This is a genomic window from Paenibacillus sp. FSL M7-1455 (assembly GCF_038004655.1).
Classification (GTDB): Bacteria; Bacillota; Bacilli; order Paenibacillales; family Paenibacillaceae; genus Paenibacillus_AQ; species Paenibacillus_AQ cookii.
Genome location: NZ_JBBORO010000001.1, coordinates 2,138,442 through 2,153,083 on the forward strand (window position 1 = coordinate 2,138,442; position 14,642 = coordinate 2,153,083).

General features: G+C 54.6%; 10 protein-coding genes. 6 read left to right on the top strand and 4 right to left on the bottom strand.

What is annotated here, in order from left to right; genetic code table 11:
• Nucleotides 1-12 precede the first annotated feature (12 nt).
• The 4 genes from NYE48_RS09930 (at nt 13) to NYE48_RS09945 (ending at nt 6,232) form a co-directional block, all read left to right on the top strand.
• Nucleotides 13-909 carry a carbohydrate ABC transporter permease gene (locus NYE48_RS09930; protein WP_212949008.1) on the top strand — a complete coding sequence of 299 codons (897 nt, stop codon included), beginning with the start codon at nt 13-15 and terminating at the stop codon, nt 907-909.
• An 83-nt stretch (nt 910-992) separates the two neighbouring features.
• Nucleotides 993-2,672: an extracellular solute-binding protein gene (locus NYE48_RS09935; RefSeq protein ID WP_212949010.1), complete on the top strand. Its 1,680-nt coding sequence runs from the start codon at nt 993-995 to the stop codon at nt 2,670-2,672.
• 155 nt (nt 2,673-2,827) lie between these two features.
• Nucleotides 2,828-4,390: a response regulator transcription factor gene (locus NYE48_RS09940; protein ID WP_212949011.1), complete on the top strand. Its 1,563-nt coding sequence runs from the start codon at nt 2,828-2,830 to the stop codon at nt 4,388-4,390.
• 3 nt (nt 4,391-4,393) lie between these two features.
• Nucleotides 4,394-6,232, top strand: a complete 1,839-nt coding sequence (locus NYE48_RS09945; protein WP_340998324.1) for a cache domain-containing sensor histidine kinase — start codon at nt 4,394-4,396, stop codon at nt 6,230-6,232.
• 164 nt (nt 6,233-6,396) lie between these two features.
• On the opposite strand, the gene NYE48_RS09950 is transcribed toward NYE48_RS09945, so the two are convergent.
• A complete protein-coding gene (locus NYE48_RS09950; RefSeq protein WP_036707067.1) occupies nt 6,397-7,338 on the bottom strand; it encodes an aldo/keto reductase in 942 nt (313 codons plus the stop codon).
• 120 nt (nt 7,339-7,458) lie between these two features.
• Entirely contained in the window at nt 7,459-8,448 is a 990-nt protein-coding gene (locus NYE48_RS09955) for a Gfo/Idh/MocA family protein (protein ID WP_036707071.1), read from the bottom strand.
• Nucleotides 8,449-8,630: 182 nt separating this feature from the next.
• Here NYE48_RS09955 and NYE48_RS09960 point away from each other — a divergent pair, with 182 nt between their 5' ends.
• On the top strand, nt 8,631-9,473 hold the full coding sequence (locus NYE48_RS09960; protein ID WP_340998327.1) for a helix-turn-helix transcriptional regulator: 843 nt from the start codon (nt 8,631-8,633) through the stop codon (nt 9,471-9,473).
• A 115-nt stretch (nt 9,474-9,588) separates the two neighbouring features.
• Nucleotides 9,589-10,233: an NAD(P)-dependent oxidoreductase gene (locus NYE48_RS09965; protein ID WP_340998330.1), complete on the top strand. Its 645-nt coding sequence runs from the start codon at nt 9,589-9,591 to the stop codon at nt 10,231-10,233.
• Nucleotides 10,234-10,353: 120 nt separating this feature from the next.
• Here NYE48_RS09965 and NYE48_RS09970 read toward each other — a convergent pair whose 3' ends face one another.
• Complete coding sequence (locus NYE48_RS09970) at nt 10,354-12,414, bottom strand: ABC transporter ATP-binding protein (protein ID WP_212949020.1); 2,061 nt, start codon at nt 12,412-12,414, stop codon at nt 10,354-10,356.
• Nucleotides 12,404-14,173: an ABC transporter ATP-binding protein gene (locus tag NYE48_RS09975; RefSeq protein WP_340998333.1), complete on the bottom strand. Its 1,770-nt coding sequence runs from the start codon at nt 14,171-14,173 to the stop codon at nt 12,404-12,406. The genes NYE48_RS09970 and NYE48_RS09975 overlap by 11 nt, the downstream gene beginning before the upstream one ends.
• Nucleotides 14,174-14,642 lie beyond the last annotated feature (469 nt).

Sequence of the window (14,642 nt, forward strand, 5' to 3'; positions counted from 1 at the left end):
GGCTGCAATCGAATGTACAAAAAAAGCATCGGGGACAGGATCTTCAGCATTTTCGTCTACGGATTCCTCACGCTGCTTGGCTTCAGCACCTTTTATCCGTTCTGGAACGGGCTTGTGATTTCGCTGAACGACGGCATGGATACCGCCCTTGGCGGCGTGACGTTTTGGCCGCGCAAATGGTCCCTCGAAAATTATTACGTCGTGTTCCGGGATGACCGGATCTTGAACGCTTTTATGATCAGCGTGATGAGAACGGTGGTAGGCACCATCCTTTCCGTCCTGTGCACCGCGATATTCGCTTACGGCATGACCAAAAAGGAGCTGATCGGCCGCAAATTTTACATGCTGATGTGCATCGTCACGATGTATTTCGGCGGCGGGCTGATCCCGACGTTCCTCGTGGTCCGCGGCCTCGGCTTGATGGATTCCTTCTGGGTGTTCATCATCCCGAGCCTGATCAGCGTGTGGAACATGATCATTTTCCGCACCTTTTTCATGGGGCTACCGGACGGGCTGCAGGAATCGGCGAAAATCGACGGCTGCGGCAACTGGTCCACGTTCTTCCGCATCGTGCTGCCGCTTTCCGGTCCGGTCATCGCGACGCTGGGGCTTTTTACGGCGGTGGCGCATTGGAACGAGTGGTTCCTGCCGAGCATTTATATCACGAAAGAAAAGCTGCTGCCGATCCAGTCCATGCTGCAGCAGATTCTGAGCACCAACATCATGACCGAGCAGATGTCCAAACTGGATTCCGCGGCGCAAAGCCGCATGTCGGCCATGAAAAGCGTGACGACCAAATCGCTGTCGATGGCGACGATGATGGTGGCGACGCTGCCGATTATCGCGGTCTACCCGTTCGTCCAGAAGTATTTCGTCAAAGGCGTGCTGGTAGGATCGCTAAAAGAATAGGGTTCAGAGCTATGCGCTTTAACCATCAGGGTTTCAGCCTAAATCCTGACATAAATCGATCTTTGGAAAAGGGGTTATATCGTATGAAAAGCTTTAGAAGATCGCTGATCGTGACGCTTGTCTTTTTATGCACCGCGGCCACGGCCCTTGCGGGATGCGGCAGCGGCAACGGCGGCAAGGCGGCGGAAGGAACCGGCAACAGCAATACGAAAGCCGAAGAGAAAACGGACAACAAGGAAAGCGCGGGCACGGGCAAATTCGAGCTCGGCAGCGAACCTCTCGAATTCAGCTTCTACGGCCACTACGACTGGTACACGATGCCGTCATGGGGCGCGGACGAAGCCAGCAAATGGATTCAGGACAACAAAAAAGTAACGGTCACGGCCATCAACTCCGGCGGCAACGCGGCCCAGAAGCTGAACACGATGATCGCCTCCAAGGAGCTTCCGGACGTCATTTGGACGGACCGCGGCACCGACGTGGAACGTCTGCGGGCGGCAGGAATGCTCGTATCCTACGACGAATATCTCGACAAGTACCCGAACCTGAAAAAATGGGCCGGCGATTCCACGCTCAACATGCTTCGCTCGAGCGACGGCAAGCTGTACCAGTTCCCGAACTGGTATACTTCCCAGCCGGCAGGCAACGCGGGATATTTGATGAACAGCAAAATTTACAAAGACCTCGGTTCGCCAAAACTCGAAACGACCGACGACCTGTACAACTATTTGAAGGCGGTCAAAGCCAAGTATCCGAACGTCGTTCCGTTCGAGCCGGATCTCGCGAAAGACGGCCAGGGGCTGGACATTCTGTACAGCGCGTTCGCCGAAGACCATCCTCCGGTATTCCTGCGGGAAAGAGCCGTTCCAAACGGCGACAAGCTGACCTCCATCTTCCAGGATCCGACGTACCGCGAGTCGATGCAGTTCGCCTCGAAGCTGTTCCGCGAGAAGCTGATGGCCCAGGACGCGCTGACGCAAACGAAAGACCAGGTGCTCGAAAAAGCGTACACGGGGCGTTTTGCGATCGCCGCAGGCGCAAGCCCGACGGAATACGGCAGCAAAGGCGACGTGGAGCTGAAGAAAAAAGATCCGACCGCCGGATACGAGATGATTTGGCCGGTGCATAAGGAAGGGCTCGACAAAAACAAAATTTGGACGGGAAGTTATAACCAGCTCGGCTGGAACGTGGCTTTGATCACGAAATCCGCCAAAGATCCGGAAAAAATCTTCGCGTTCCTCGATTGGCTGACAGGCGAAGAAGGAAGCCGCGTCATCATGTGGGGACCGGAAGGCATCCTGTGGAAAGGAACCGATGAAGAAGGATATCCGATCTTTACCGACACGTACATCAACGACGTGGAAAGACGCAGCAAGATCATGGACGCTACCGTCAACCTGCAGTGGAACGGCAACACGGTGTATATCGACAAGTCCAAGATGAAGTTCGAAAAAACGCTGCCGCCTGAAAAGCAAAACTGGGAGAGCCGCTACCAGTCGTCCATCACGTGGAAAACGCAATATAACGCCACCGCATTCGTCAATTTGAACCCGATGCCGGACACGGAAGAAGGCATCATCCAACAAAGCGTGGACGAAATCTTCTCCGAATCGAGAGCGAAGGCGCTGTACGCCCAAAGCGACGAAGAGGTTTTGGCCATTTTGGACAAAGCCGAAAAAGATGCAATGGCCGTCGGTTACGACAAGCTGCTCGCGTTCAAAACGCAAAAATGGCAGGAGAACCTGAAAAAAATCGGCGGTTAACCGCAAAAAATGGTATAATTGTCATATATAACGATACTGAACTATCGATTAGCTATCGTGCGCGCTAGGCCGTCCCTCGGGGCGGCTCATGCGTTTATGCGGCGAATTCCATGTACAGCGTTCGGCTGTGAACTATTCGGTCAGGAGATGATTTCATGTATAAAGCTTTAATCGTCGATGATGAAATCCTCGATTTGGAAGGGATGAGGACCTTCATACCTTGGACTGAGCTTGGCCTGGAAGTCGTGGATGCCGTGCATAACGGCTTTGAAGCCTTGAGCGTCATGGAAAGTGAAAGCATCGATGTCCTTGTCACGGACGTACATATGCCGGGCATGTCGGGCCTGGACCTTGTCAGAAAAGCAAAAGAGTTATACGGCCGCATCAAAGTCATTTTTGTAAGCGGATACCAGGATTTTAACTACGTCAAGCAGGCGATTTCGCTCCATGCCTACAACTATGTCCTGAAACCGATGGACGACACGGAGTTGACCGAAGCCTTAAAAAAAATCGTGCTGGAGCTTGACGCGGAAAGACAGCGGGAAAAAACGGAGCAGGCTTACCGGCAAACCGCCAAAAACGAATACCTCCTGCAGCTTCTCGAGGGGAACTTCACGGAAGAGGCGGAAACGATCCTGCTTGAGCATTACGGCCTCAAACACGCAAGCTGGCCCGCCCGGGCCGCCGCGCTTGAAATCGACGATCTGGGCTGGAAGCTTGAGGCGCTGCCGGAGCATGTGAAGCAGGAATGGTTCAACCGATTTTACGAATCGGCGCTGCCGATTTTTGAAGCCGCAGGCATCCGCCATATCGGGCGTACCTCCAAGCAGCGGATTTTTCTGCTGGCCGAATGCGGGGCACAAGAACCGGATCTGGAGCAGGTCATTCGGCAGCTTCATGCGCTGCAACCTTATTCCGTGACCATCGGATTAGGGAACCGGGCGGATGGCCTTCCGGGGCTTAGGGCTTCTTACGGAGAGGCGCTCACCGCGCTGGATTACAAGCTGATCGTCGGCAAAGGAAAAGTGATTCCGCATGAAAAACTGGAAGCCGAAAGGGGCGGGGAGATCCAGGCGGCGGACCTGCCGCTCGAACCGCTTTTAAACGCCGTGCTGCATTACGACCTGGTGAAGATCAGCGATGAAGTGGACGGTTTGTTTGCGGCGGCGGCCGGGATGCGCTCCAAAGTCCAAATCCAGTATTTCGTGATGAACATTTGGCTGAGACTGGAAAGCCAGCTCAAATCGCTCAGCGACAACATGTTTCAGACCCTTCAGCACGACGGGCTGCCCAGTCCCGATATGATGCTGAAATACGAAACGCTTCACGATATCCGATCCTGGTTAAGGTACCGGCTGTTCAGCGCCGCCGAAATCATCCAGAACAAAAGGCAGAAAAAAAGCGCCAAGCTGGTCGAAGAGATGATCCGTTACGTCCGGGAACAGCTGCATGATAACGTCACGCTCAAAGAAGTGGCCGACTATCTGTCCTTTTCGCCGAATTATCTGGGTTCGCTGTTCAAGGAGGTTACGGGGACGAATTTCAGCGAATACGTGATTATGATGCGCATGGAGAAGGCGGGAGAGCTGCTCAAGGATCCCCGGATTAAAATTTATGAGGTCGCCGACAAGGTCGGGTACCGGTATATGCCGTATTTCAGCCGCCAGTTTAAAGAAGTGTTCGGCATGACGCCGGGCGAATTCAGGAGAAAGATGTAACGTATGAAAAACCAAAACCGGTTGGATTCCAAGCAACGCATGTTCATGCCCTTCGGCATGAAGCTGTTTTTCTCTTATATGATTCTGATCATCGTCCCCATCTTTATTTTCGGGTATATTGCCAATACCATCCTGGTCGACCTTTACGGCAAACAGATGAACACCAACTTAACCGGCACGATGGCGCAGATCCGCGACAACATCAATTACAAGCTGGAGGACACCCAGCGGTTGTCCGATACGCTGTATTTCGACGAAAGCTTGCCGCTGGAGATTATGAGCTACGAGGAAGGGTGGGTCAGCTACCAAACGACGACCAAACTGCTGATTCCGAAATTCCGCCAGACCGTGGATTCGACCAACCGCAAAATATGGATGAGCATTTATTTGAAAAACGAGACGCTGCCGGAAATCTACAACAACGACCTGTCCGCCGCCGATCCGCTCGCCAAAGGGAAACATTGGGATTTGTTTCATCTGCGCCGGATCATGGACAAACCCTGGTATGCGGAGTTTCCGAAGGAGGATTACGGCAAAACGGTCGTATGGCAGCAAGTCGAAGACGACGGCAGGTTCGGCCGGATCAGCCTGCTGCGGCGGCTCGTGGATACGCGCAATCCGCTGGATCTGGAGACGATCGGTTTCATGCGGATCAGCGTGTACCTTTCGGAAATTTTCCAGAGCGTGGACATCAACAAATTCGGGAGCGGCAGCATGCTGCTTATTCTCGACGAAAACAACCGCATCATTTACGGTTCGGGCGAAAACGTCCCCGACATGCATTCCGATTACGAGTTGATGGACGTATCCAGGTTTACGGTGCTCAGCGAAAGCCTGCCCAAGCTGAACTGGAAAATGACGGCGCTAGTCCCCGACACGATTATTCAGCAGGAGACCCGGAAAATCAATTTGCTCACGATCGTCATCTGTTTGGCAAGTTTCGTCGTGGTGCTCCTTTTCGCTCTGGGCGTCTCCCGCTTTTTCTCCAAACGGGTGTCCAAAGTCGTGTCCATTTTAAACCTGTTTCAGCAGGGGGATTTTCATAAGCGCTTTCATTATAAAGGCAACGACGAATTTACGATGATCGCCGCCTCGCTGAACAGGCTGGGAGAGCAGACGGAACGGCTGATTCAGGAGGTCTACCTGACCAACCTGAAAAAAAAGCAGGCGGAGCTTGAGACGCTGCAGGCTCAAATCAATCCGCATTTTTTGTACAATACGCTTTCTTCGATCAGCCGGCTGGCCAAATTCGGACAGGTGGACAAGCAGCATCAGATGGTGATGAACTTGGCGAAATTCTACAGGCTATCGTTAAACGACGGGCAGACGATCATCGCCATTCATAAGGAGCTGGAGCAAACGCAGGCGTATTTGGACATCCAACAGGTAAAATACGGGGAACGCATGGAAGTGGAGTTTGACATCGAGCCTAGAATCGTCAATTATATGACGGTCAAGCTGATCCTGCAGCCGTTTTTGGAAAACGCGCTGCAGCACGCCTGGCGCGGAGACCACATTTATATCCGCGTGAGCGGCCGGATGGAGGAAGAGACGGATTCGATTGTATTCGAAATCATGGATGACGGCAGCGGCATGCCTAGGGAGATGCTGAAGCAGGTCGTCTCCGCGATGAACGCACCCGGTGCGACGGGAAGCCACGGAAGGGGAAGAGGATACGGAATCCGCAATGTAAACGAACGGATCAAGCTGTATTTCGGCAAAGATTACGGCGTACAGCTGCACAGCACCCCGGGCATCGGCACGACCGTCCATATTCGCATTCCGCTGGAGCGCACGGCCTACCAGGGGAAGGAAACGCTGGATTCGAAATGGACGGGATAAAGGAAGCCCCCGCGTTAGCCGAAAACATTTCGGCCGGCGGGGGCTTTTTGGCGTGGCGCAAGGCCAGGTTAACCCGGGCGGCGTGAAAGCGGGATCGCGGCCACCGCGGCCGCTTGATCACGAACGACCCAGCGTGCTTGCTGCCAAGCTTCCGGAATGCGGGATTATCCCCTTTCGTCCGAAGAAAGATCCAGCCAGGCGAGCTCCTCGCGCGTCAGCTTGATGCGGGAACCTTCGTCGCAGGAACGCAGCTCTTCTTCGGATTGGGCGCCGATCAGCGCGCAGGTCGGGAAAGGCTGGTTCAGCACGTACGCAAGCGCGATCTGGATCGGAGTGGCGTTTTTCTCCGCGGCAAGCCGTTTGGCGCGCTCCAGCCGCTCCCAGTTGGCATCGCTGTAAAAGACCCGGACCAGGTCGGCGTTATCGCGGTTTTCGGGCGTGAACCTCCCCGTAAAGAAACCTCTGGCCTGGGAAGACCAGGAGAACAAAGGAAACTGCTCCGCTTCATGCCATTGGCAGGTTTCTTCGTCCGCCGATACGCAGCCGGGCCAAAACGGTTCGTTCGCTTTCGCGAGGCTCAGGTTCGGGCTGCTGAAGGAGAAGCCGGTCAACCCCTTTTCCGCCGCATAAGCGTTGGCGTCGCGGATCCGCTCCCATGTCCAGTTGGACACGCCGATGGCGCGTACGGTCCCGTTTTTGACGTATTCGTTCAAGATTTCGATGACTTCGCCCGCAGGCACGTTCGGATCGTCCCGGTGCAGGGCATACATGTCGATATAGTCGGTTTGCAGGCGCGACAAGCTGGCGGTGAGGTCATGTTTGATCGCCTCCCGGCTGACGCGGGGTCCGTGCTGGTCGTGATGCGCGCCTTTCGTCAAAATGACCCACTCGTCCCGGTTGTTTCTTTCCTTCAAATACCGCCCGATCACTTCTTCGCTTTGTCCCCCGCAATAAATATGCGCCGAATCGACGGAATTGCCTCCGGCGGCGAAGAAGGCGTCCATGTTGGCCGCCGCCTTTTCGTAATTTTCGTGATAAAAGTAGTCCGAACCTTTCATCAGCCGCGAAACTTTTTTATCCAAGCCTTGCACCGAAATGTATTCCATGGCAAGTGACCTCCCTGAAGGATTGTATGATGATTTCACCCTTATATCCCTAGACGGAAATATCCAAGACAACGAATTCTCGTCGCAGCAGTTGATCTACCTCATAAACGTGGCCGGCAATCACAGTTCGACCCGGACATGCTCCCTTGCCGACCGCAGGCAGGCATCGATAACCCGCATATTCCGGATGGCATCTTCCGGCTCGAAGCGGAGGGGGCGCCGGTGAATGATGGCAGTCGCCAAGTGGTCGGCCTGGAGCGCATAGGCGTTCACCTTCGGCACTTCGATTTCTTTGCGCTCCCCGAGCGCCGTCAAGAAAAAGTTGTCGCTTCCGACGAAAGCGGAAGGGAGCTCGATGATGCCTTCGGTTCCCAAAATCTCGAGCGGATTCCGGAAAGCCGCCCACATGCCGCAATCAAACGTCAGGGCTACCGATCCTTCGAACTCCAGAAGCCCCGAAGCCATCATGTCGACGTCATCATGCTCCGCGGAGAAAAAGGCGTTTACCGTTGCCGCGACCGGTTCTTTGCCGAGGAGCATCCGGGCCGCATGGATCGGATAGCAGCCGACGTCGTAAATCGACCCGCCGCCCCATTCCTTTTTGTAACGGACGTTGCCCTTGTCGCCCGCGTTATTGAACGTAAACGCGCCGCGGATTCCGCGGATGTCGCCGATCGCCCCGGAAGAGATCAAATCCCGGATCATATCGTAGCGGGGATGGTAACGGTACATAAACGCTTCCGACAAGTATACGCCGGCGGCTGCCGCCGCTTCCGCCATTTCCACGGCTTCGGCTTCGGTCAGGGCCAGCGGTTTTTCGCATAAAATGTGTTTGCCGGCCTCAGCCGCGCGGATCGTCCATTCTTTGTGAAGATGGTTCGGCAGCGGTATGTAAACGACATCGATGGAAGGGTCTTCGAGCAGCTCCTCATAACTGCCGTAGGCCACCGGGATGTTCAGTTGTTCCGCCGTTTGTTTGGCTTTATCGAGATCGCGGCTTGCGATGGCATGCACCTCGTTCAGTTCGGACTCTTGCACGCCCGGTATGACGGAACGTTTGGCAATGCCGGCACAGCCGAGAATCCCCCATTTTAATGTTTTCGGACTCATCGGGATCATCAACTCCTTTATGGTTCGGAAAGCCCCGCAAACGACGATGAAAACGGTTTACATGATTTGCGGTTGAAGGCTTTATAATATGATATTGCCATTATAAAATAGCGAATTTAAAATTAATATAATACGATTTTGCAATCGATTATAAATATATTGTCATTTATGGAGATGAGGCCGTGCAAAGGCAAATTCACCTGCTGACGCTGCCCGACATGCCGTTTTTTTGCTTTCCGGAATCGGTGGGCCATTACCGGCAAGAACCGGAACACAGCGTTTTTCGGGAGGCGGGGGCGTTAAACAATTTTAATATCCATTACGTCGCCGCAGGCAAAGGGTACGTTGAGATCGACGGGGAGACCCACGAGCTGGGGCCGGGGGAGGCCGTGCTCTATTTCCCGATGCAGCGCCAGCGGTATTACAGCAGCAAGGAGGAGCCGTGGGACGTGCGCTGGATCCATTTTTACGGGACGGGACTCCAGGAATATTTGATCGGCAGAGGTTTTCATGAGAGTCCGCTGTGGACCGTCCGCAACCGGCAAGCGTTCGAGCAGGCCCACGAGGCGCTGCTTCATGAAGCCGAAACCTACCGGATGCTGCATTCTTCCCATCTATCCACGCTGACGTATGCGCTGCTGACCGAATTTATCGCGCATGCGGCCGCATTAACCCGGGGCAATTCGAAAACGTCGGGCAACCGGATCCTGGAATTGCTGCCCGTCATGCAGCAGGAGGCCGCGCAGCCGTTTATCCTGGAGGAATGGGCGGGGAGGCTTGGCGTCAGCAGCTATTATTTCTGCAAGCTGTTCCGCAGCGTCACGGAAATGACTCCGATGGAATTCGTGACGAGATGCCGGCTGCAGATGGCCAAACAGTGGCTGCTGGAGAGGAAGGAGACGACGATTGGGCAAATCGCCAAAGATGCCGGGTATCCGAGCGTCAGTTACTTCAACAAACGGTTTATGGAGCATGAGGGCATGACCCCGACGGCGTATCGGCGGTTGTACGGGGTGTTGTCATGAAGCGGGGCAAGCGAACCATCAATTCATGGATTATGACCGGCCGTCGTTCGTCAAGAAGACCGATAGCTCGTTTGCCATGGCTGGGAATCATGATAAGAGAATATGGAGGGAAACCATGATGAAAGCGATCGTCTTTGGCGCAACAGGCGGTACGGGATTGCAAGTCGTCAAGCAGCTGCTGGATCTGGACTATCAAGTGACGGCGGTTGTGCGGGAGCCTTCCCGGTTTACGGAGAACGGCAAAAAGCTGCATATCGTTCAAGGAGATGTTTTGAATCCGTCGTCTTTGCTGAAACCGATGGAAGGAGCGGACGTTGTTCTATCCGCGCTGGGGGTAAATCACCGCAAACCGACAAACGTGTATTCCGAAGGAACCCGTAATATCATGAACGCGATGCGTCATGCTGGAACAAAGCGGATCGTTTGTTTGTCGGCGTCTACGCTCGCCCTTCCTCCGGAAACGCCGTTGTTATCCCGCATCATTACGGAACAAATCGTGATGCGTTTGTTTAAAAATCTGTATGAGGACATGGCTCGCATGGAGCACGAGATCAAAAACTCAGGACTGGATTGGACCATTATTCGACCGCCAAGATTAGTGGATGGTCCCCCGAGGGGACATTACAGAGTGGCCATAAACGAACCCATGAAAAAGCCCAAGGGACTCCAAGGACTTACGCGTGGAGATTTGGCATCGTGCATGATCGAGCAGGTACATCATCCCAACTCCATTCGCGGCATCGTGGAAGTGACCTATTAACAGCCAAATGGCAATCCATCAATAAAACGGCAGCCCGTTCAAAAAGAACGGGCTGCCGCAGGATAGAGTCACATTTTAAGCAGAACGGATGGTCGGTAAGAACTAACGGACTTCCATCCGTTAAGCCGGAGAAATGGCTGCGGGCTGTGCCTCGACGGCGCCTCCCGAAGCGCCCTGCTGCAGCTGATACATTTGATAATATCGGCCGCCAAGCAGCATCAGCTCGTCATGCGTGCCGCGTTCGACGATTTCCCCGCGGTGCAGCACGAGGATCTGATCGGCGCTGCGGATGGTTGACAGGCGGTGCGCGATGATGAACGTCGTCCGGCCTTTTTTCAGCACCTCCAGCGCGGATTGGATCAGGCTTTCGGTTTCGGTATCGATGTTGGCCGTCGCTTCGTCCAGAATAAGGATCGCCGGGTCGTAGGCAAGCGCGCGCGCAAAAGAGATCAACTGCCGCTGCCCCGCGGACAACGTGCTGCCTTTTTCGATCACCGGCTCGTCGAAGCCTTGCGGCAAATGGGCAAGAATCCGTTCGGCGCCCACGTCTCGCAGCGCCTTTTCGATTTGCTCGCGGGATATTTTCTCGTCGCCGAGGCTGACGTTCGAAGCGATGGTACCCGTGAACAGGTACGGATCCTGGAGCACGATCCCCATATGATGCCGGATCCACTGCTTCGGCAACTCCTTGACGTCCTGGCCGTCGATCGTAATCGTCCCTTTTTGCGGGTCGTAAAAACGGAACAGGAGGTTGATGATCGAGCTTTTGCCGGAGCCGGTATGGCCCACGAGCGCAACCGTCTGGCCTTGCTTCGCTTCGAAGCTGATGTTTTTCAGCACGTAGTTTTCTTTTTTATAGGCAAACGATACGTTTTTGAACTCCACGTCGCCTTTGTAACGCGGCATCGTGCCGTCCGTTACGTCCTCGCCCGGCTCATCCATCAGCGTGAAGACCCGCCCGGCGGATACCATGGAGGAATCCAACGCCGCGAGCTGGTTCACCATGCCGGTAATCGGCTGGAACAAGCGGCCGAGCACGTCGACGAAGGCGTAGAGCACGCCCAGCGATACGGCCGTTCCGCCCGACAGCGAACCGAATCCGAAGTAGGCGAGGATGACCGCAAACGAAAAGCTGCGGAGCACGTTCACCAGGTTATGCGACGTAAAAGCGTTCAGGTTCAGCATTTTGTTCTGGTGTTTCATGTAATCGTCGTTTAACGCTTCGAATTCCTCGCGGGTTTGCTTGTGTCTGCGGAAGACGCGGATAATGGACATCCCTTGGATCGATTCGTTGATGATGGCGTTGATTTCGCTCAGGCGAGACCGGATGATCGTATTGTATTTGGTCGCAAGCTTCCGGTACAGCACGATCCAAGCGATCAGGAGCGGAATGATGAACAGGCAGACGAGACCAAGCCGCACGTCCAGCAGGAAAAGCGCGATGTAAACGCCCGTAATATAAATGACGCCGGAGCTGAAATTGGCGAGCACGGCCACGAACAGGTCCTTTACCGCTTCGGTATCGTTCGTGATCCGGGAGACGACTTTGCCGGCAGGCAGCGTGTCGAAAAAATAAACCGGTAAACGCTGCATATGCGCATATACGTCGTTCCTGAGCTTTTGAATGACCTTGTTGGCGGATGCTTGCAGCCAGTAAGTTTTGCCGAATTCCGTAAAGATGCTGATGACCAAAAAGACGCAGTATAAGCCCACCAGCTTCAATATTCCGGGGATTTCAGGCTTGTAAAAGGAATACAGCTCGGCGGCCGACAGCTTTTCCGCCGGATATTGCGCCACCTTGTCGCCGTATTTGATGGTCATCAGGCCGTCCGCAAAGGTTCGTTCGCCTTCCGGGGAAGCCACGGGCTGGTTGATGAAATAAAAGCTGCGTCCGGACTGCAGCAGGCGCACCTCGGCGCCCTTCGTTTCGCCCGGCTCGAAGCGGTCGCCCCGCTTGTAATAATGCCCTTTATATTCGGCCGCTTGCTCGGCCGACGCCGTTTCGTAATAGGGACGTTCGATGCCCAGCATATGATCGTCGATCATGCTTTTGGCGATGAAAGGTCCGGCCAGTTCCGCCCCGACGCCGATGGCAAGGGCGATAAATGCGGCGATGAAAATGCCTTTGGCGGTCAGCGCGTATTGGAACAAACGCCTTCCGGTCCCGGGATTAGGAGTCATATGATGCTTCCTCCTCGTTCGTCAGATTGTTTTCGACCTGCTGCCGTTCGAACTGCTCGCGGTACCACCCGCCGCGTTCCAGCAGCTCGGCATGGGTTCCTTCTTCGATGATGCGTCCTTCGTCCAGCACGATGATCCAATCCGCATGTTCGATCGCGGAAAGGCGGTGGGTCGAAATCAGCGTGGTTTTTCCGTCGCGATGTTCGCGGATGTTATCCACGATGCGCGCTTCCGTGCGGGCGTCGACGGCGGAGAGGGCGTCGTCCAGGATCAGGATCTCCGGGTCGGAGATAAAAGCCCGGGCCAAAGATACGCGCTGTTTTTGTCCTCCCGAAAGCGAAACGCCTTTTTCGCCGACTAGGGTGTCGAGACCGTCGGAGAGCGTGTGCAGGTCCTTATCGAATGCGGCCGTGGCGATGGCGTTCATAATGGTAACGTCATCCGCCTGATGTTTGCCGAATTGGATGTTTTCGCGGACCGATTTGGAGAACAGGATCTGCTCCTGCGGCACGTAGCCGATCCAGCCGTGAAGCTGGTCTTTGGCGATTTGTTCGATCGGCGTATCCGAGATGAGGATTTCGCCGGTTCCGGTCGGATATTCGTGCAAGAGCTGCTTCAGCAGCGTCGATTTGCCGCTTCCCGTCCGCCCGACGACGCCGAGCGTTTGTCCGCGCCGGATCGAAAGGTTGATATGCTTCAGATTATCCACCGTCGAGGTGGGATAACGGAACGTCACGTCCTTGAACGCAATGGTGTCCGGCGAATCGACGCGAACCGGTTGAGGGACGTCCTGCACGTCGGGAACGACCGACAGCGTTTCGTCGACGCGGTCCAGCGACGCGCTTCCCCGCTGCATGATGTTAATCAATTCGCCGATGGCGAACATCGGCCAAATCATCATCCCGAGGTACATATTAAACGATACGAGGTCGCCGAGGGTGATCTGGTTTTTGAATACGAGATAAATGCCGAAAGCAAGCCCGATCACGTAGCTGAGCCCGACGCACAGCCGGATGGTAGGCTCGAACAAGGCGTCCAGCTTGGCGACGCGCATATTTTTGCGATAGACGTCATCGGCGATCACCTGGAAACGGCGTTCGTCCGATCTTTCCTGAACGTAAGCACGGATGACGCGCACGCCGGCCACCGACTCCAGCACCTGGTCGTTCATGTCGCCGAAAGCGTCTTGGGCTTCCGTGTAACGTTCATGAATGACTTTGCCGTATATTTTCATCGCAATCGCAATGAACGGCAGCGGCAGGATGGCGGCGAGCGTCAGCTTCCAGCTGATCAGGAAGCCCATGGCAAACAGGATCACGGCCAGATACGCCGTCGAGTCGGTCATGACGAGCATGCCGAACCCGGCCGTATTGGCGACGGCGCGCAGGTCGTTGGTCGCCCGGGCCATCAGGTCGCCGGTACGGTTCCGTTCGAAAAACGGCGGCGTCATGCGCAGCAGCTGGTTCATGTAACGGGAGCGCAGGATGCGCTCCACCAGATTGGCGCCCCCAAACAGCTTGTGCATCCATATGTACGTGAAGATGTAGATCAGGATCAGGGTCACGATGATCAGCGAGATGTATTTCGCGAGCGATGCCCAGGTGATGGAGCCGCGCACGATTTCATCGATGGCGCTTCCCAGCAGCCGGGGCGGAAACAGCTCGCCGATGCCGCAAATGATCAGCATGAACAGGCCGATTAAGTAGCGTTTTTTTTCTTGGCGGAAAAACCAGCCCAGTTTCTTTAATACAGAGAACAAATCTTTCACTTCCCTTCCTACGTTTCTCTTTGTGCCGGTAAGTCAACTGCCGGAGAACAAGGACATTAAAAAAAGGCATACTGCCCGTAAACGGACGATATGCCTTTGCGATCCAAACATCTATCATGCGTACGGTTGACGGTAGACGCAAGCCGAGCATGAGGAATGGCTGATATTCGTTGGCTCCTTGAAACCTGTTTCCAAATTTCAACAATCAGTTCCACCAGCTGGGCTGCGACGGTATTCAATTGTCGGTTGATTCCGTTGATGATCGATGAAATTGAACACGTTCGCCCACCCTTTCTTCGGTCAGGATTTGACGGCGCCTGGGGCGGGAAGCCCGGGTACCCGTCATACCTTCTGGTAATAAATTGAATTTCAGACCTCGTATGCTGAGAATTTTATCACCCTCCTCGAACGTCTGTCAATTTATATTTTCCTAAGTCGCCATATTCAAGTTATGATATAT

Excerpts from the sequence above, each read along its gene's own strand:
- NYE48_RS09970 (WP_212949020.1), bottom strand. The coding sequence starts at position 12,414 with ATGACTCCTAATCCCGGGACCGGAAGGCGTTTGTTCCAATACGCGCTG.
- NYE48_RS09945 (WP_340998324.1), top strand. The coding sequence starts at position 4,394 with ATGAAAAACCAAAACCGGTTGGATTCCAAGCAACGCATGTTCATGCCC.
- NYE48_RS09935 (WP_212949010.1), top strand. The coding sequence starts at position 993 with ATGAAAAGCTTTAGAAGATCGCTGATCGTGACGCTTGTCTTTTTATGC.
- NYE48_RS09930 (WP_212949008.1), top strand. The coding sequence starts at position 13 with ATGTACAAAAAAAGCATCGGGGACAGGATCTTCAGCATTTTCGTCTAC.
- NYE48_RS09940 (WP_212949011.1), top strand. The coding sequence starts at position 2,828 with ATGTATAAAGCTTTAATCGTCGATGATGAAATCCTCGATTTGGAAGGG.
- NYE48_RS09965 (WP_340998330.1), top strand. The coding sequence starts at position 9,589 with ATGATGAAAGCGATCGTCTTTGGCGCAACAGGCGGTACGGGATTGCAA.
- NYE48_RS09950 (WP_036707067.1), bottom strand. The coding sequence starts at position 7,338 with ATGGAATACATTTCGGTGCAAGGCTTGGATAAAAAAGTTTCGCGGCTG.
- NYE48_RS09955 (WP_036707071.1), bottom strand. The coding sequence starts at position 8,448 with ATGAGTCCGAAAACATTAAAATGGGGGATTCTCGGCTGTGCCGGCATT.